Below are 16,588 nucleotides of genomic sequence, written 5' to 3'. Positions count from 1 at the left end.
CGCCCATGGGCTGGCACCGGGAGCTGCTGATCGGCTTCGACCTGGAGACCACCGGGACCGATCCGCGCGAGGCGCGCATCGTCACGGGCGCCGTGATAGAGGTCAGGGACGGGGAGCCGCTGGGCCGCCGCGAATGGCTGGCGGACCCGGGCGTGGAGATCCCGGTCGACGCGGTGGCGGTGCACGGGATCACGAACGAGCACGCGACCGCCGAGGGCCGCCCGGCCGACGAGGTCGCCGACGCCATCGCGGACGTCCTCGTCACCTACTGGAGCACCGGCGTGCCGGTCGTCGCGTACAACGCGGCCTTCGACCTGACCCTGCTCTCCGCCGAACTGCGGCGGTACGGCCTGCCCTCGCTGGCCGAGCGGCTCGGCGGGATCGACCCGGCCCCCGTCATCGACCCGTACACGATCGACCGCTCCGTCGACCGCTACCGCCGGGGCAAGCGCAACCTGGAGGCGGTCTGCACGGAGTACGGGGTCGTCCTGGACTCCGCGCACGACGCCTCGGCCGACGCCCTCGCCGCCGCACGGCTCGCCTGCGCGATAGCCGGCCGGCACCCCAAGGTCGCGGGCCTCGGCCCCGTCGAGCTGCACCGTCGCCAGATCGAGTGGTACGCGCAGTGGGCGGCGGACTTCCAGTCCTTCCTGCGCCGCAAGGGCGAGACGGACGCGGTGGTCGACGGGACCTGGCCGCTGCGCGACCTGGCCGACGAACGGGTCTGACCCGGGTAGGGGGCAGATCGCGCCTGGTGCCGCTGCCACGCTGGTCGGACCGTCGCCCACGGCCACTGTGTCCGCTGCTCCCCGAGGCCCGGAGGGCACCCGGGGCCGGATCAGAACGGGTACCAGCGCACCGTCTCGTCGCCGTCCCGCAGGGACGCCACCCGGCGCTCGAACTCCGCCAGCGCCTTGGGGTTCACCGGCGCGTGCTGGGCGACCCAGGCGCAGCTCGCGGTCTCGCGGGCACCCCGGAGCACCGAGCAGCCCTCCCACTCCCGGACGTCCCAGCCGTACGTCCCGGTGAAGGCGTCGTAGGCCTCGGCGGGAAGACCGTATCGGTCGCGGGACAGGGCCATGACCACCAGATCGTGCTCGCGCAGATCCGCGGAGAAGGTCTCCAGGTCGACCAGGACCGGGCCGTCCGGGCCGACATGGACGTTGCGGGGCAGCGCGTCGCCGTGGATCGGGCCCGGGGGCAGATGCGGGGTGAGGGCGGCGGCCGCCGCCGCGAAGCCGTCGCGGCGCTCCCGCAGATAGGCCGCGTCCGCGGGGGCGACGGCGTCGCCCGCCAGCCGCAGCCAGCGCTCCACACCGCCCAGGAGGTCGCGCGGCGGCAGCGCGAAGGACGGGGACGGCAGGGCGTGCACCACCCGCAGCAATGAGGCCAGATCGGCCGGTTCGGCGGGGCGGACGGCGTCGGGCAGCCGGTGCCACACCGTCACGGGGTGCCCGTCGACCAGCAGCGCCTCCGGCTCCGCGGCCCGTACGGCGGGCACGTCCGCCTCGGCGAGCCAGGCGGCGATCGCCAGTTCCCGGCGCGCCCGGTCGTGGAGTTCCGCGTCGCGCCCCACCTTGACGACCAGGTCACCGGCTCCGAACACCGCGTTCTCGCCGAGCGCGAGGAGCGAGGCCTCCCCGGCCGGCCCCGGCAGCACCTTCGCCGCGGCCAGTACGTCCCGTGCCCGTGCCTCGTCCATCGACCGCCTCCGTGTCCTCGCGTACCGGCCCGCGCGGGCTCCGCGTACGACGGCTCCCGGTGCACGCGGCCCGTCGGCCAGTGTCGCATTGTCCCAGGCCGGACCCGCGAAAGGGCCTGCCGGGCGCCTCCGGGAGGAGGCGGCCGACAGGCCCTGGGAGTGCCGCGGTTGTTTCCGTCCGGGCGTACCGGCGGCGGCCGGTCGCGGCCGCCGCCGGGTGGCTACACCCCGGCGCGCTCGCCCTGCGGCAGCGGCGTCGCGACCGGCTCGGGCGACTCGTCGTGGGTGAGGTCGGGCATCCGGTTCAGCCACTTCGGCAGGTACCAGTTGCGCTCGCCCAGCAGCGCCATCACCGCGGGGAGCAGCACACCCCGGATGATCGTCGCGTCGATGAGCACCGCGGCCGCCAGGCCCACGCCCATCTGCTTCATGGACTGCATGGACAGCGTTCCGAAGATCGCGAAGACGGCGACCATGATGACGGCGGCGCTGGTGACGACACCGGCGGTGGTGACCACCCCGTGCCGGATCGCGTCCTTGGTGCTGCGGCCCCGCAGCCGTGCCTCACGGATCCGGGAGACCACGAACACGTGGTAGTCCATCGAGAGCCCGAAGAGGATCACGAAGAGGAACAGCGGCAGCCAGGTCACGATGGCGCCGACGCCCGCCGCGCCCACCAGGGACGCGCCCCAGCCGTGCTGGAAGACCGCGACCAGGATGCCGTAGGCGGCCGCCACCGAGAGGAGGTTGAGCAGGATCGAGGTGATCGCGATCGTCAGGGAGCGGAAGGAGAGCAGCATCAGGACGAAGGCGAACACCACCACGAAGGCGAACACCGGGGTGACCGAGCCGATCAGCTGGTCGTTGAAGTCGTGCGACCCCGCGACCTGTCCGGTGATGGGCGCCTGGAGCCCGTCGACCTTGCCGAGCGTCCGCGGGCGGACCGTGTCGCGCAGCAGTTCCAGGCTCTTCTCCGCCTTGGCCTGGTCGGAGCCGCCGACCAGCGGGACGAAGACGAAGGCGACGTTGTCCTCGGCGTGCACCTTGACGTCCACCGGGCCGCGCGAGGCACCCGAAGTGACCGCCGCCGAGCGGAAGTCGGCCAGCGCGGCCTTCACCTCGGGGGCGTTGATGGCGCGTGCCTTGACGACCACCTCGGCCGGCTCGGAGCCGCCGGGGAAGGCCTCGTTGACCCGGTTGTAGGTGCCGACGATCGCCAGCGAGTTGCCGAACTCCTTGTCCAGGGTGAGCTGCTGGGTCTTCATGCCGAGCGCGGGGGCGGCGATGGCGAGCAGCGCGCCCGTCGCGACCACCAGGGAGACGGCGGGCTTGGCGAGGACCACGCGCAGGACGGCGCTCCAGAACCGGCTGCCCTCGTCGGCCGGACGGCGGCCGCTCCGGTTCGCCGCGCGCCGCTTGGAGCGGTGCAGGAACGGGACGCGGCCCTTCTCGACCCGGTCGCCGAGCAGGGACAGCAGGGCGGGCAGCACGGTGACCGAGCCGACCATGGCGACGGCGACGACCATCAGCGAGGCCAGGCCCATCGCCTCGAACTCGGCGAGCCCGGTGAACAGCATGCCCGCCATCGCCACGCACACGGTGACACCGGAGACGATGATCGCGCGGCCGCTGGTCGCGGCGGCGATCCGCAGCGCCGTTCCGGCGTCGCGGCCCGCCTCGCGCTCCTCGCGCTCACGCCGCAGGTAGAAGAGGCAGTAGTCGACGCCGACGGCCAGACCCACCAGCAGCATCACGGAGTTGGCCGTGTCGCTCATCGGCATCAGATGGCTGACGAGGCCCATCAGGCCCATCGTCGCCATGATGGCGGTGACCGCGAGCGCGACCGGGAGCAGCGCGGCGACCAGGGCGCCGAAGGCGATCAGCAGGATGCCCAGCGCCACGGGTACGGCGGAGAGTTCGGCCTTCTGGAAGTCGTCGCCGAACGCGTCGTCGTACTGCTTCTTCATGCTCGCGCCGCCGATCTCCTCGATCCGCAGCCCGTCGTGCTCCTTCTGCACCTTCGCGACGGCGTCGAGCACCGGCGCGACACGGTCGCCCGCGGTCTCCGAGTCGCCGCGCATGTCGAACTGGACGAGCGCGCTGCGGCCGTCCTTGGAGATCGTCTTCGTGTCGTAGGGCGAGGTCACGTCGGTGACCTTCCCGGTGGCGCCGACCGCGTCGACGACCGCGGAGACCGCGCTCCTGAACTCGGCGTCGGTGGCCTTGGTGCCGGCGTCCCTCCCCTGGATCAGGACGGTCTCGCTGGCCGGCTCCTTGATGCCGGCGTCCTCGATGATCTTGGCGGCGGTGTGGGTCTCGCCCTTGAGCTGGTCGCTCTCCTTGACGTCGACCCGGCCCGCAGCGGAGCCGAGGCCCATCGCCAGGACGACGAAGAGCACCCAGATCCCGACGGCCGCCCATCGATGGCGGGCGCTCCAGCCGCCTGCTCGCGCGGCGATGCCACGCACCCGTGTGTCTGCGTTCCCCATGACGGGCCTGCCCCCTCGGCTGCGGTGACAGCCCCCTGCCGTCACCTTCCGTATCGAAGGTAGGGGCTGGGTAAGCGCGTCTCCTCGTACTGTCCGGTGAACCGCAGGGGCGCCCGCTCCTCCCCGCGGACCCCGGTCCCTCCGCACTGGGGAGGACAGAAGCCCCTTACACCTAACGGCACTTCTCGGGGATGCCGCTCAGGGACCCGCCCGGCCGCCCGGGCCCGCGGGCGGCTCCGCGGGGGCCCGCCGTCGCGTCACCCCGCTGGGGGAGCGGCGCCCGGCCTATGGTGGGCGGATGACGACGACGTACGCGGCGCTGTTGCGCGGCATCAACGTGGGTGGCGCGAAAAAGGTGCCGATGGCCGAGCTGCGCACCCTGATGGAGGGGCTCGGGTACGGCGACGTCCGCACCTATCTCCAGAGCGGCAACGCCGTGTTCAGCAGCGCCGGCGGCGACGAGGACTCCCTGGCCGCGGAGCTCTCCGGGGCCATCGAGAAGCACTTCGGCTTCGCCGTGGGCGTGCTCGTCCGCGATCACGCCCAGCTGAGGGCCGTACGGGAGGCCTGTCCGTTCCCGGCCGCCGAACTGGAGGCCAAGCAGCTCCACGTCACCTATCTCTCGCACCCCGTCGACGCCGAGCGCTTCGCCTCGGTCGACCCCGCGGCCTTCCTGCCCGAGGAGTTCCGCCTCGGCGACCGTGCCCTGTACCTCTACGCGCCCGACGGCCTCGGCCGTTCCAAGCTGGCGGAGGCCCTGGCCAAGCCGAGGCTGCTCAAGGGGCTCCTCGCCACCACCCGGAACTGGAACACCGTCGTCAAGCTGGAGGAGATGACCGGTGCTTGAGCACAACGCCGCCGTCGAGGCCGCCATCGAGAGCGAACTGCGCCTGCTCGACCCGGCGGTCCGCCGCTCGGCCGACCTCGTCGCCGCGCTGCTGCACCCGGACTTCCACGAGTTCGGCGCCTCCGGGCGCGTCTGGGACCGGGCCTCGACCGTCGCGTCGCTGGAGGCCGGGATGGAGGACGGCGGCCGGATCACCACCTTCCGGATGAAGGGGGTGCAGCTCGCCCCCGACCTGGTCCATCTGACCTTCGACACCGACAACAACGGCCGTCGGGCGCACCGGAGTTCACTGTGGCGGCGGCTCGGGGACGAATGGCTCCTCTACTTCCACCAGGGCACGCTGTACGGCCCCGCGTAGGCCGCCGCGTCCGTCGTCCCGTCCGCCCCCCCGGGCCCGAATTGGCCCATGATCCTGGTGCCGGATTGGGCCGGGATTCCATGCCACCGGGCCACTAGCCTCGACGGCATGACGACCACATCGGCCACCTCGCCCACCCGCGTCGACTTCTGGTTCGACCCCGCCTGCCCCTTCGCCTGGATCACCTCGCGCTGGATCCTGGAGGTCGAACGCAGCCGCCCGCTCGACCTCCGCTTCCACGTCATGAGCCTGTACCTGCACAACACCGGCAACGAACTGCCCGACTGGTACCGGGACCTGGTGGACCGGTCCATCGGCCCGGTGCGGGTCGCGGTGGCCGCGGCCGAGGCGCACGGCGAGAAGGTGCTGCGCGATCTGTACACCGCCCTCGGCACCCGCATCCACCAGAGCGGGATGAAGGACTTCGACGCGGTGACCGCCGAGGCGCTCGCCGAACTCGGACTTCCGGCCGCCCTCGCCGAGGCCGCCCACGACCCCGCGTACGACGAGGCGCTGCGCCGCAGCCACGACGCCGGGACGGAGGCGGACACCGGCGCCTACGTCGGGACGCCCACCCTCCACGTCGACGGAACGGTGTGGTTCGGGCCGGTGCTCCGGGCCGTCCCCCGCGGCGAGAAGGCCGCCGAACTCTTCGACAGCTTCCGCGTCCTCGCCGCCCACCCCGACTTCTTCGAGCTCAAGCGGACCCGGACCGGGGGACTGTCCTTCGACTGACCGTGCGAGGAGCGGGGGCCGTCGCGAGGGCCGGGCGCCGTCGCGGGGGTCAGGCGCCGATCGCGGACAGGGACGGGGTGCGGGCCCCGTCGTAGCGGTCCAGCAGCACCCGCGCGACCTCCGGGGCGGGACCGAGGACGTCGGCCAGCACGTCCGCCCCGGCGGCGCCCCGGGCGATGCGGTCCGGCAGGAAACCGGGAGCCAGGACGTACGGGGCCACGGCGACGCGTTCGCAGCCGAGGGCCCGCAGCTCGCGGACAGCGTCCTCGGTGCGGGGAAGGGATGCGGAGGCGAACGCGGGCCGCACGGCGCACCAACCGGTGTGCCGCCACTCCCGCGCGATTTCTGCGATCACCGCGATCGCCTCCGGGTCGGTGGATCCCGCGGAGGCCAGGACGACCCCGGTGCGGGACTTGTCGGCGGGCGTGAGCCCCGCCTCGTACAGCCGGCGTTCCAGCGCGGCCGTCAGCAGCGGCGACGGGCCGAGCACCTCGGCCTGCCGGATCCGCAGCCGCGACGGTGCCTCGCGCAGCACCGCCGGGATGTCCGACTTGGCGTGGAAGGCGCGGGTCAGCAGCAGCGGCTGCGCCACCACGTCCCGCACGCCCTCGGCCGCCAGGGACTCCAGCACCCCCTGCACGGAAGGGATGTTGAAGTCCAGGAAGCCCGTCTCCACGCGCAGGCCCGGGCGCTGGGCGCGCACCCTCTCCACCAGGGCGTGCACCGTCGCGGCGTGCCGCGGATCGCGGCTGCCGTGGGCGATGACGACGAGGACGGGGCGCTCGGGCCTGTTCATGGCGGGGTCAGCCCTTCACCAGGAGTCCGCGGCTGCGCAGCACCCACCGCTCCACCGGGCTGAAGATCAGCAGGTCGATGGCGATGCCGACGAACAGGATGAGGAAGATGGCGAGGAAGACCAGCGGCATGGAGCTGGCGTTGCGGCCGTTCTCCAGGAGCTGGCCGAGGCCCACGCCGAGGTCGGGGGAGGAGGCGATGATCTCCGCGGCCATCAGGGAGCGCCAGGAGAAGGCCCAGCCCTGCTTCAGACCGGCGAGGTAGCCGGGCAGCGCGGCCGGCATCACGATGTGCCAGGTGCCGCGCAGGCCCGTCGCGCCCATCGTGCGGCCCGCGCGCAGGAACAGCGGCGGAACCTGGTCCACGCCCGACACCAGCCCGTTGGCGATCGAGGGGACCGCGCCGAGCAGGATCACCGCGTACATCATCGAGTTGTTCAGGCCCAGCCAGATCACGGCCGGCGGGACCCACGCGACCGAGGGCAGGGACTGCAGCCCGGACAGGATCGGCCCGATCGCGGCGCGCACGAACCTCACCCGGGCCACCAGCAGGCCCAGCGGGGTGCCGATCACCAGGGCGAACAGGAAGCCGAGCAGACCGCGCGAGACGCTGGTCCAGATGTAGTCGAGCAGCGTGCCCTGGAGCCAGGCGCCCTTCACCTCGGCCCAGACGTCGGACGGCGAGGGCAGCTTCGTCGGATCGTCGACGATCTTGAAGGTGATCAGTGCCTGCCAGGCCGCCAGGACGATCACGAAGGCGACCAGCGGCGGCAGCACCTTCTGCCGGAACGTCGTGCCGAAGGAGCTGCGGCCGGTCACGGAGGACTCCAGCGCGTCGAGGCCCGCCTCCAGTCCGCCGAGCTCCTCGTGGTCCCTGGCGCCCGGCTCGGACTTCGTCTCAGTGCTGGCCATGACGGCGGATCTCCCCACGCAGTTCTTCGGTGATCTCGATGGACAGTTCCGCCACGGGGGCGTCCTCGATCCGGCGCGGCTGCGGGATGTCCACCCGCCACTCGCGGGCGATGCGCCCCGGGCGGGACGACAGCAGGACCACCCGTTGGGCGAGCCGGACGGCCTCACGGACGTTGTGCGTGACGAACAGGACGGACAGGCCCGTCTCGCGCCAGATCCGGGTGAGTTCGTCGTGCAGCACGTCCCGGGTGATGGCGTCCAGCGCCGCGAACGGCTCGTCCATCAGCAGGATCTGGCTGTCCTGGGCGAGCGCCCGCGCCATGGCCACGCGCTGGCGCATACCGCCGGACAGCTCGTGCACCCGCTTGCCGTACGCGCCCTTCAGCCGGACCAGCTCGAGCAGCTCCTCGGCCCGCTCGCGCCGTGCGGCCTTGGGAACGCCCCGGAGCTTCAGAGCGAGTTCGATGTTCTTGCCCGCGGTCAGCCACGGGAACAGGGCGTGCTCCTGGAACATCAGGGCGGGGCGCCCGTTGGTCGCTATGGATCCGGCCGAGGGCTTGTCCAGCCCCGCGACCAGGTTCAGCAGTGTGGACTTGCCGCACCCCGAGGCCCCCAGGAGGGTGACGAACTCGCCCGGCGCGACATCGAGGTTGATGTCGTCGAGGACGAGCTGGGGTCCCGCGGGTCCGGCGAAGGACTTCGAGACGTGCTCGATGCGGGCGGCGTACTCGGTCGTGTCGGCGCCGTCGGCGGCCTTGGCGAGCGTCGTTGCCATGGTCGTCACCTCCTGGGAACTCATCGGGATCCGGACTTACTTGACGCCGAGACCGGCGTCGTCGACCTTGCTCTCACCGGCGGCCGCGAGGACCTTGTTCAGGAGCGTCAGGTCGTAGATGCCGTCCAGGAGCGGCTTGTCCAGGAGTCCGGCCTTCACCGCGTGGTCCGCCTCGGTGTGCAGCGTCGCGGCCAGCGGGTCGTTCGTGATCTGGATGGACTTCCAGGCCGGGTCGAGGACGTTCGCCGGCAGCGCCTTGCCCGAGTCGGCCTCCAGCTGCTTGTTCGCCGACGCCTTCGCCTCGTCCGGGTTGGCGTTGATCCACTTGTTGGTCTCGACCGAGCCCTTCAGGACCGCCTCGACGGCCTTCGGGTGCTCCTTGAGGAACTTCTGGGAGACGATGATGTTCGTGATCACGAACTTCTTGTCGGGCCACAGGTCCGACTCGTCGAGCAGTACCTTGCCGCCCTCGGCGACCAGCTTGGACGCGGTCGGCTCCGGCACCCAGGCGCCGTCGATGGAGCCGGACTTGTAGGCGTCCGGCGTGACCTTGTTGTCGACGCGGACGACCGAAACGTCACCCTTGCCGCTCTGGGCGTCGACCTTCAGGCCCTGCTCCGCGGCCCAGTTGAGGAACGCGACGTCCTGCGTGTTGCCGAGCTGCGGGGTCGCGATCTTCTTGCCCTTGACGTCCTTCAGGGACTTGATCTTCTTGGGGTTCACCACGAGCTTGACGCCGCCCGAGGCCGAACCGCCGATGATCCTGAGGTTCTTGCCCTCGGACTTGGTGAAGCCGTTGATGGAGGGCGAGGGGCCGATCCAGCCGATGTCGATGGAGCCCGAGTTGAGCGCCTCGATCTCGGAGGGGCCGGCGTTGAAGATCTGGTACTTCGCCTGGGTCGCGCCGAGCTCCTTCTGGAAGAAGCCCTTCTGGTTGCCGACCAGCGCGGTGGCGTGGGTGAGGTTGCCGAAGTAGCCGATCTTCACGGAGTCCAGTCCGTCGATCTTCTTCGATCCGGCGGCCACCTTGGCGGCGGCGTTGTCGTCCTTGGCCTCGGAGCCGTAGCTGCAGGCGGCGAGCGCCAGCAGGGGGAGAGCGGTGACGAGGGCGATACCGCGGCCGAGCAGCTTGGTGCGCGTGGAGCGGATGGCAGACACGGGAGGTGTTCCTCTCGGTGGCCCGGCGGTCACGCCTGTCTCAGGTCGTGGCCGGGAGGTCGGCAGGTCTTCGTCGTAACGGGGACGTCCGGTGGGGGGACGGGGCGCGCAGGCAGTGCGCGTACGTCATCGCGCACATCGCGCCACCCCGCCCTGCCCGCTGCCGAGGGCGCCGCTGCCGACGCGGCCGCCCTCCTTCGCGAACGTCGCGTAGATGTCGATGGGGTTCATGTCAGAAGTCCCAACCGTCGTCGTCTGACTCGTCCTTGACCGGCTGCGGGGCGGCGAACGACTCGCCGACCATGCCCGCGGTGAGGGTGGTGCCGTCCGCGGGGTCGATCAGGATGAAGGCGCCGGTGCGCCGGGAGTCCGCGTAGGAGTCGACCGGGAGCGGCTCGGCGGTGCGGATCTTGACGCGGCCGATGTCGTTGGCGACCAGCCGGCCCGGGTGCGGGTGCAGCGAGAGGTCGTCCAGGGTGAGCCGGGACGGGATGTCCTTCACGATCGCCTTGACCGTGCGGGTGCCGTGCTTGAGCAGCACCCGGTGGCCGACGGTGAGCGCCTCGTCCGCCACGTGGCAGACGGTCGCCTCCACGTCCTGGGTGGTCGGGGGCGCGTCCTTGCTCGGCACGATCAGGTCGCCGCGGGAGACGTCGATGTCGTCGGCCAGCAGGACGGTGACCGACTGGGTCGTCCAGGCCGCGTCGACCGGCTTGCCGAGCAGGTCGATCCCGGAGATCGTCGTGGTGCGTCCGGAGGGCAGGACGGTGACCCGCTCGCCGACGCGGAAGGTCCCGGCGGCGATCTGGCCCGCGTAGCCCCGGTAGTCGGGGTGCTCGGCGGTCTGCGGGCGGATCACGTACTGCACGGGCAGCCGCGCGTGGCAGTGCGCCAGGTCGTGGCTGACCGGCACGGTCTCCAGGTGCTCCAGCACCGTCGGGCCGCCGTACCAGTCCATGTTCGCGGACGGCTCCACCACGTTGTCGCCGGCGAGCGCCGAGATCGGGATGGCGGTGATCTCGGGGACGCCCAGCTCGGACGCGTACGCCGTGAACTCCTCGGCGATCGCGGCGAACACGGACTCCTCGTAGCCGACGAGGTCCATCTTGTTGACGGCGAGCACCACGTGCGGGACGCGCAGCAGCGCGGCGACGGCGGCGTGCCGGCGGGTCTGCTCGATGACACCGTTGCGGGCGTCGACGAGGACGACGGCGAGGTCCGCGGTGGAGGCGCCGGTGACCATGTTGCGGGTGTACTGCACATGGCCGGGGGTGTCGGCGAGGATGAACCGGCGGCGCGCGGTGGCGAAGTAGCGGTAGGCGACGTCGATGGTGATGCCCTGCTCGCGCTCGGCCCGCAGGCCGTCGGTGAGCAGCGCGAGGTCGGGGGTGTCCTGGCCGCGGTTGCGGGAGGCGTGCTCGACGGCCTCCAACTGGTCGGTCAGGATCGACTTCGAGTCGTGCAGCAGGCGTCCGACGAGCGTGGACTTGCCGTCGTCGACGGAGCCCGCGGTCGCGAAGCGCAGCAGGGTGGTCGCCGAGAGCTGTTCGACCGACAGGGGCTCGGTGGGTTCGGTGGTGCTGGTCATGTCTAGAAGTACCCCTCGCGCTTGCGGTCTTCCATCGCGGCCTCGGACATCTTGTCGTCGGCGCGGGTCGCGCCGCGCTCGGTGAGCCGGGAGGCGGCGATCTCGTTGATGACGGCGTCCAGCGTGGTCGCGTCGGAGTCGACGGCACCGGTGCAGGACATGTCACCGACCGTGCGGTAGCGGACGAGCCGCTTCTCGACGGTCTCGCCGTCCTTCGGGCCGCCCCACTCGCCGGCGGTCAGCCACATGTTCGACCGCTGGAAGACCTCGCGCTCGTGCGCGAAGTAGATCTCGGGCAGTTCGATGCCCTCGCGGGCGATGTACTGCCACACGTCGAGCTCGGTCCAGTTGGACAGCGGGAAGACGCGGACGTGCTCGCCCGGCGCGTGGCGGCCGTTGTACAGGTTCCACAGCTCGGGGCGCTGGCGGCGGGGGTCCCACTGGGAGAACTCGTCGCGCAGCGAGAAGACCCGCTCCTTGGCGCGGGCCTTCTCCTCGTCACGGCGTCCGCCGCCGAACACGGCGTCGAAGCGCTCCGACTGGATCTTCTCCGTCAGCGGCAGGGTCTGCAGCGGGTTGCGGGTGCCGTCCGGGCGCTCCTTGAGGACACCGCGGTCGATGTAGTCCTGCACCGAGGCCACGTGCAGTCGCAGCCCGTGGCGCTCCACGGTCCGGTCGCGGTAGTCGAGGACCTCGGGGAAGTTGTGCCCGGTGTCCACGTGCAGCAGCGTGAAGGGGATCGCCGCCGGGGCGAACGCCTTCAGCGCCAGGTGGAGCATGACGATGGAGTCCTTGCCGCCGGAGAACAGGATCACCGGCTTCTCGAACTCGCCCGCCACCTCGCGGAAGATGTGGACCGCCTCGGACTCCAGCGAGTCCAGGTGCGACAGCGCGTACGGGCTGCTCTCGGTCTCCTCGGAGACGCTGGCGACGGTCGTCATGCGAGACCCTTCTCGGTGAGCAGCGCGTGCAGCGCGGCGGCGGACTCCTGCACGGTCTGGGTGTGCGACTCGATGCGCAGGTCGGGCGACTCGGGTGCCTCGTAGGGGTCGTCGACCCCGGTGAGCCCCGTCAGCTCCCCCGCGGCCTGCTTGGCGTACAGACCCTTCACATCGCGTACGGAGCACACCTCGACCGGGGTGGCCACGTGCACCTCCAGATACGTCGTCCCGTTCTCCCGGTGGCGCCCGCGCACCGCCTCGCGGCTGTCGGCGTAGGGCGCGATGACCGGAACGAGCGCCTTGACGCCGTTGCGGGCGAGCAGCTCGGCGAGGAAGCCGATGCGCTGCACGTTGGTGTGCCGGTCCGCGCGGCCGAAGCCGAGACCCGCCGAGATGAACTCGCGGATCTCGTCGCCGTCGAGGACCTCGACGCGGTGGCCCTCCTCGCGCAGCCGGCCGGCCAGCTCGTAGGCGATGGTGGTCTTGCCGGCACTCGGCAGACCCGTGAGCCAGACGGTGGCTCCGCTCGTCACTTCCTGCTCCTGGGAGATCGTGGGGCCCGCGGCGGGCGCGGGGTTCGTCGTGGTCGTCGTGGTCGTCATCCGTGCAGTCCGCACTCGGTCTTCGCGCGGCCCGCCCAGCGGCCGGCGCGCGCGTCCTCGCCCTCGAGCACCCGGCGGGTGCAGGGGGCGCAGCCGACGGAGGCGTAGCCGTCCATGAGCAACGGGTTGGTCAGGACGCCGTGTTCGGCGACGTACGCGTCGACGTCGTCCTGGGTCCAGCGGGCGATCGGGGAGACCTTGACCTTGCGGCGCTTCTCGTCCCAGCCGACGACCGGGGTGTTCGCCCGGGTGGGGGACTCGTCGCGGCGCAGGCCGGTCGCCCAGGCCTGATAGCCCGTCAGGCCCTGCTCCAGCGGCTGGACCTTGCGGAGCTTGCAGCACAGGTCGGGGTCGCGGTCGTGCAGCTTCGGCCCGTACTCGGCGTCCTGCTCGGCGACGCTCTGACGCGGGGTCAGCGTGATGACGTCGACGTCCATCACGGCCTCGACCGCGTCCCGGGTGCCGATGGTCTCCGGGAAGTGGTAGCCGGTGTCGAGGAACACCACGTCCACACCGGGACGGGCGCGCGAGGCCAGATGGGCGACGACCGCGTCCTCCATCGAGGAGGTCACGCAGAACTTCGCGCCGAAGGTGTCCGCGGCCCAGCGCAGGATCTCCAGGGCGGACGCGTCCTCCAGGTCGCGTCCCGCCCGCTCCGCCAGGCTCTTCAGCTCTTCGTCCGTGCGCTCTTGCTGAATGACCGTCATATCTCCGCCCCTCCATGCTCTTCCTGCCGGACGCCCCGGGACAGCAGCCCCAGGAACTTCAGCTGGAAGGCTCGGTTGCAGGCCGCGCATTCCCATGCGCCGTGGCCCTGTTCGCTGGGTCGCAGGTCCTCGTCCCCGCAGTAGGGGCAGTAGAACGGCGCCGCACGCTCGCTCACGACAGCGCCTCCTCGGAGGCGCGCGCGGCCCAGACGGCGAAGCGCTCGCCGTCCTCGCGCTCCTCCTGGAAGCGCTTGAGGACCCGCTCGACGTAGTCGGGCAGTTCGTCCGAGGTGACCTTCAGACCGCGGACCTTGCGGCCGAACCCGGCCTCCAGACCGAGCGCGCCGCCGAGGTGCACCTGGTACCCCTCGACCTGCTCGCCCGCGTCGTTGAGCACGAGCTGGCCCTTGAGGCCGATGTCCGCGACCTGGATACGGGCGCAGGCGTTGGGGCAGCCGTTGATGTTGATGGTGAGCGGCTCGTCGAACTCCGGCAGGCGGCGCTCGAGTTCGTCGATCAGCGAGGCGCCGCGCGCCTTGGTCTCGACGATCGCGAGCTTGCAGTACTCGATGCCGGTGCAGGCCATCGTGCCGCGCCGGAACGAGGACGGGCGGGCGGTGAGGTCCAGCGCCTCCAGGCCCTCGACGAGCGAGTCGACCTGTCCCTCCTCGACGTCGAGGACGATCATCTTCTGCTCGACGGTGGTGCGCACCCGGCCCGAGCCGTGCGCCTCCGCCAGGTCGGCGATCTTCGTCAGGGTGGCGCCGTCGATGCGGCCGACGCGCGGCGCGAAGCCGACGTAGAAGCGGCCGTCCTGCTGCCGGTGCACGCCGACGTGGTCGCGCCAGCGGGCGACGGGCTGGTCGGGGGCGGGGCCGTCGACCAGCTTGCGCCCCAGGTACTCGTCCTCCAGGACCTGGCGGAACTTCTCCACGCCCCAGTCGGCGACCAGGAACTTCAGCCGGGCGCGGTTGCGAAGCCGCCGGTAGCCGTAGTCGCGGAAGATCGACAGCACGCCGATGTGGACGTCCGCCACCTCGTCGAGCGGCACCCAGGTGCCCAGGCGCTGGCCGATCTTCGGGTTGGTGGACAGACCGCCGCCGACCCACAGGTCGAAGCCGGGACCGTACTCAGGGTGGTTCACGCCGACGAAGGCCACGTCGTTGATCTCGTGCGCCACGTCGAGCAGCGGCGAGCCGGAGACCGCGGTCTTGAACTTGCGGGGCAGGTTCGAGAAGTCCTTGTTGCCGATGACCCGGCGGTGGATCTCCTCGATGGCCGGGGTGCCGTCGATGATCTCGTCCTCGGCGATCCCGGCGACGGGCGAGCCGAGGATGACGCGGGGCGTGTCACCGCAGGCCTCGGTCGTGGACAGGCCGACGGCCTCCAGGCGCTCCCAGATCGCGGGGACGTCCTCGATGCGGATCCAGTGGTACTGGACGTTCTGGCGGTCGGTGAGGTCGGCGGTGCCGCGCGCGAACTCCTGCGAGATCTCGCCGACGACCCGCAGCTGCGCGGTGGTCAGCCGGCCGCCGTCGATGCGGACCCGCAGCATGAAGTACTCGTCGTCCAGCTCCTCCGGCTCCAGGATCGCGGTCTTGCCGCCGTCGATCCCGGGCTTGCGCTGGGTGTAGAGACCCCACCAGCGCATGCGGCCGCGCAGGTCGTTGGGGTCGATCGAGTCGAAGCCCCGCTTGGAGTAGATCGTCTCAATGCGTGTCCGCACATTGAGACCGTCGTCGTCCTTCTTGAACTGCTCGTTGCCGTTGAGCGGGGTGAAGTGACCGGCGGCCCACTGTCCCTCGCCGCGGTGACGGCTCACCTTGCGGCGGGGCGCGACAGCGGGATCCTGCGGGGTGGCGGCCATGGTCGATACGTCCTTCGAGACTGCGGGGCAGGTCTGACTGCGGCTCTGACCTGCGCATACGGGTGCATACGGAAGAATGGGCGCAGCACTGCGCAAGGGTCGCAAAAAGAGGGGGGCTCGGCGCTGCTGGGCTGATCAGCTCGCCGGACAGATGGCGCTGGACATGCGGCCGAGGTCGACGTGCCGCCGACTCACCAAGGCAATCCCAGTTCCAGACATGACGGAAGCGTGTCACGGGGATCTCCGGGCAGTCCACCGTCATCCAATATGTGGACACCCTTGTCCCGAATCGTGGGACAAGGGTGGTGTCGATCACATGACCGGCTCGTGAGGGGTGCCGCGGGGAGGGCCGGGAGCCGTGGTCATCACGGCACAAAGCGGGTCAGACGGTGTACGCGCCGGGCCAGGGTCCCGGGGTGACGGTCTCCGCCTCCTCCTCGACCTTGGTGTCGAAGAGCCGGAAGCCGCGGCGCTGGTAGTTGTCCATCGCGTGCTCGCCGTCCTTGCTGCACGTGTGCAGCCACACCCGCTTCGTCTCGGCCCGCCCCGGCCAGCGCCCGGCCAGGTCCCAGGCGCGCGCGGTCCCGAAGGCGAGGAGGTGCCCCCCGATCCGGCGCCCGCGGAACGCGGGGACGAGTCCGAAGTACGCGATCTCCACGACCCCGTCGTCCTGGGCGTCGAGTTCGATGTATCCCGCGGGGGTTCCCCGGTCGTAGGCGACCCAGGTCTCGGCGCCCGGCCTGTCCAGGACCTCCTGCCACTGCGCGTACGTCCAGCCGAGCCGGTCGGTCCAGAGGATGTCCCCGCCGACCGAGGCGTACAGGAAGCGGCTGAACTCGGGCGAGGGGACCTCCGCGCGGACGATCCGCAGGTCGCCCTCGGGCGCGCTCGCGGGGAGCAGGTCGGCCGGGGCCGTCTGCTCCAGGGACCAGGTGGTCACACTGATGCTGCTCATGACCGCCAGGGAACCACGGGGGCGGGCGCGGCTCCAAAGGCGTCCATGGTTCGGCCGCGGGGCGGGCGGGGCGACCCGTCGGCGGGCCGACCCGGACCCATCGGCGGGGGGCCCGTGGCGCAGGGGAGCCGGGCCGTGCGGAAGCCGGGCGGGGCGGG

At 71.5% G+C, this 16,588-nt stretch carries 18 protein-coding genes; 4 read left to right on the top strand and 14 right to left on the bottom strand.

Going from position 1 to position 16,588, the window contains the following annotated elements; genetic code table 11:
* Positions 1–5: 5 nt before the first annotated feature.
* Positions 6–728: a 3'-5' exonuclease gene (locus tag IO36_RS20500; protein ID WP_037621782.1), complete on the top strand. Its 723-nt coding sequence runs from the start codon at positions 6–8 to the stop codon at positions 726–728.
* A gap of 110 nt (positions 729–838) precedes the next feature.
* Here the strand turns inward: IO36_RS20500 and IO36_RS20495 are convergent, their stop codons facing one another.
* Both IO36_RS20495 and IO36_RS20490 read right to left on the bottom strand, forming a co-directional pair.
* Positions 839–1,702: a phosphotransferase enzyme family protein gene (locus tag IO36_RS20495; protein WP_037621781.1), complete on the bottom strand. Its 864-nt coding sequence runs from the start codon at positions 1,700–1,702 to the stop codon at positions 839–841.
* A gap of 221 nt (positions 1,703–1,923) precedes the next feature.
* Entirely contained in the window at positions 1,924–4,191 is a 2,268-nt protein-coding gene (locus tag IO36_RS20490) for an MMPL family transporter (RefSeq protein WP_037621780.1), read from the bottom strand.
* A gap of 298 nt (positions 4,192–4,489) precedes the next feature.
* On the opposite strand from IO36_RS20490, the gene IO36_RS20485 reads away from it, so the two are divergent.
* From IO36_RS20485 to IO36_RS20475, 3 genes are all read left to right on the top strand, one after another.
* On the top strand, positions 4,490–5,038 hold the full coding sequence (locus tag IO36_RS20485) for a DUF1697 domain-containing protein (RefSeq protein WP_037621779.1): 549 nt from the start codon (positions 4,490–4,492) through the stop codon (positions 5,036–5,038).
* Positions 5,031–5,396, top strand: a complete 366-nt coding sequence (locus IO36_RS20480; RefSeq protein ID WP_037621778.1) for a nuclear transport factor 2 family protein — start codon at positions 5,031–5,033, stop codon at positions 5,394–5,396. The genes IO36_RS20485 and IO36_RS20480 overlap by 8 nt, the downstream gene beginning before the upstream one ends.
* A 108-nt stretch (positions 5,397–5,504) precedes the next feature.
* A complete protein-coding gene (locus IO36_RS20475; protein WP_037621777.1) occupies positions 5,505–6,131 on the top strand; it encodes a mycothiol-dependent nitroreductase Rv2466c family protein in 627 nt (208 codons plus the stop codon).
* A gap of 49 nt (positions 6,132–6,180) precedes the next feature.
* Here IO36_RS20475 and IO36_RS20470 read toward each other — a convergent pair whose 3' ends face one another.
* The 12 genes from IO36_RS20470 to IO36_RS20415 all read right to left on the bottom strand — a co-directional run bounded on the left by IO36_RS20470 (position 6,181) and on the right by IO36_RS20415 (position 16,430).
* Entirely contained in the window at positions 6,181–6,927 is a 747-nt protein-coding gene (locus IO36_RS20470; RefSeq protein WP_037621776.1) for a sirohydrochlorin chelatase, read from the bottom strand.
* Positions 6,928–6,934: 7 nt separating this feature from the next.
* A complete protein-coding gene (locus tag IO36_RS20465) occupies positions 6,935–7,837 on the bottom strand; it encodes an ABC transporter permease (RefSeq protein ID WP_037621775.1) in 903 nt (300 codons plus the stop codon).
* Entirely contained in the window at positions 7,824–8,612 is a 789-nt protein-coding gene (locus IO36_RS20460) for an ABC transporter ATP-binding protein (protein WP_037622025.1), read from the bottom strand. Before IO36_RS20460 ends, IO36_RS20465 begins: the two co-directional genes overlap by 14 nt.
* Positions 8,613–8,648: 36 nt before the next feature.
* On the bottom strand, positions 8,649–9,770 hold the full coding sequence (locus tag IO36_RS20455; protein ID WP_425535542.1) for an aliphatic sulfonate ABC transporter substrate-binding protein: 1,122 nt from the start codon (positions 9,768–9,770) through the stop codon (positions 8,649–8,651).
* Between the two features lie 232 nt (positions 9,771–10,002).
* Positions 10,003–11,358 (bottom strand): sulfate adenylyltransferase subunit 1, encoded by a 1,356-nt coding sequence (locus IO36_RS20445; RefSeq protein ID WP_037621773.1) that lies wholly within the window; start codon positions 11,356–11,358, stop codon positions 10,003–10,005.
* A gap of 2 nt (positions 11,359–11,360) precedes the next feature.
* Positions 11,361–12,299 (bottom strand): sulfate adenylyltransferase subunit CysD, encoded by a 939-nt coding sequence (gene cysD / locus IO36_RS20440; RefSeq protein ID WP_037621772.1) that lies wholly within the window; start codon positions 12,297–12,299, stop codon positions 11,361–11,363.
* Positions 12,296–12,901 carry an adenylyl-sulfate kinase gene (cysC, locus tag IO36_RS20435; RefSeq protein ID WP_078943314.1) on the bottom strand — a complete coding sequence of 202 codons (606 nt, stop codon included), beginning with the start codon at positions 12,899–12,901 and terminating at the stop codon, positions 12,296–12,298. The genes cysD and cysC overlap by 4 nt, the downstream gene beginning before the upstream one ends.
* Positions 12,898–13,608: a phosphoadenylyl-sulfate reductase gene (locus IO36_RS20430; protein WP_037621771.1), complete on the bottom strand. Its 711-nt coding sequence runs from the start codon at positions 13,606–13,608 to the stop codon at positions 12,898–12,900. The genes cysC and IO36_RS20430 overlap by 4 nt, the downstream gene beginning before the upstream one ends.
* Entirely contained in the window at positions 13,605–13,784 is a 180-nt protein-coding gene (locus tag IO36_RS20425) for a hypothetical protein (RefSeq protein WP_037621770.1), read from the bottom strand. The genes IO36_RS20430 and IO36_RS20425 overlap by 4 nt, the downstream gene beginning before the upstream one ends.
* The gene (locus tag IO36_RS20420) at positions 13,781–15,475 is read right to left on the bottom strand and encodes a nitrite/sulfite reductase (RefSeq protein WP_037621769.1); all 1,695 of its coding nucleotides are present in this window, start codon (positions 15,473–15,475) and stop codon (positions 13,781–13,783) included. The genes IO36_RS20425 and IO36_RS20420 overlap by 4 nt, the downstream gene beginning before the upstream one ends.
* Before the next feature lie 135 nt (positions 15,476–15,610).
* A complete protein-coding gene (locus IO36_RS49205) occupies positions 15,611–15,694 on the bottom strand; it encodes a putative leader peptide (RefSeq protein WP_309486338.1) in 84 nt (27 codons plus the stop codon).
* Between the two features lie 163 nt (positions 15,695–15,857).
* Complete coding sequence (locus IO36_RS20415) at positions 15,858–16,430, bottom strand: GNAT family N-acetyltransferase (protein ID WP_037621768.1); 573 nt, start codon at positions 16,428–16,430, stop codon at positions 15,858–15,860.
* Positions 16,431–16,588: the final 158 nt, after the last annotated feature.

It is taken from the genome of Streptomyces aureus (assembly GCF_000725495.1).
In the GTDB taxonomy this organism is placed as follows: domain Bacteria; phylum Actinomycetota; class Actinomycetes; order Streptomycetales; family Streptomycetaceae; genus Streptomyces; species Streptomyces aureus_B.
This window is presented reverse-complemented; position numbering and strand designations above follow the sequence as displayed.

What these genes read in the sequence shown, in the direction of transcription:
- IO36_RS20475 (WP_037621777.1), top strand. Translation starts at nt 5,505, where the DNA reads ATGACGACCACATCGGCCACCTCGCCCACCCGCGTCGACTTCTGGTTC.
- IO36_RS20495 (WP_037621781.1), bottom strand. Translation starts at nt 1,702, where the DNA reads ATGGACGAGGCACGGGCACGGGACGTACTGGCCGCGGCGAAGGTGCTG.
- IO36_RS20420 (WP_037621769.1), bottom strand. Translation starts at nt 15,475, where the DNA reads ATGGCCGCCACCCCGCAGGATCCCGCTGTCGCGCCCCGCCGCAAGGTG.
- IO36_RS20500 (WP_037621782.1), top strand. Translation starts at nt 6, where the DNA reads ATGGGCTGGCACCGGGAGCTGCTGATCGGCTTCGACCTGGAGACCACC.
- cysC (WP_078943314.1), bottom strand. Translation starts at nt 12,901, where the DNA reads ATGACGACCACGACGACCACGACGAACCCCGCGCCCGCCGCGGGCCCC.
- IO36_RS49205 (WP_309486338.1), bottom strand. Translation starts at nt 15,694, where the DNA reads ATGTCTGGAACTGGGATTGCCTTGGTGAGTCGGCGGCACGTCGACCTC.
- IO36_RS20465 (WP_037621775.1), bottom strand. Translation starts at nt 7,837, where the DNA reads ATGGCCAGCACTGAGACGAAGTCCGAGCCGGGCGCCAGGGACCACGAG.
- IO36_RS20460 (WP_037622025.1), bottom strand. Translation starts at nt 8,612, where the DNA reads ATGGCAACGACGCTCGCCAAGGCCGCCGACGGCGCCGACACGACCGAG.
- IO36_RS20490 (WP_037621780.1), bottom strand. Translation starts at nt 4,191, where the DNA reads ATGGGGAACGCAGACACACGGGTGCGTGGCATCGCCGCGCGAGCAGGC.
- cysD (WP_037621772.1), bottom strand. Translation starts at nt 12,299, where the DNA reads ATGACGACCGTCGCCAGCGTCTCCGAGGAGACCGAGAGCAGCCCGTAC.
- IO36_RS20415 (WP_037621768.1), bottom strand. Translation starts at nt 16,430, where the DNA reads ATGAGCAGCATCAGTGTGACCACCTGGTCCCTGGAGCAGACGGCCCCG.
- IO36_RS20430 (WP_037621771.1), bottom strand. Translation starts at nt 13,608, where the DNA reads ATGACGGTCATTCAGCAAGAGCGCACGGACGAAGAGCTGAAGAGCCTG.
- IO36_RS20445 (WP_037621773.1), bottom strand. Translation starts at nt 11,358, where the DNA reads ATGACCAGCACCACCGAACCCACCGAGCCCCTGTCGGTCGAACAGCTC.
- IO36_RS20485 (WP_037621779.1), top strand. Translation starts at nt 4,490, where the DNA reads ATGACGACGACGTACGCGGCGCTGTTGCGCGGCATCAACGTGGGTGGC.
- IO36_RS20470 (WP_037621776.1), bottom strand. Translation starts at nt 6,927, where the DNA reads ATGAACAGGCCCGAGCGCCCCGTCCTCGTCGTCATCGCCCACGGCAGC.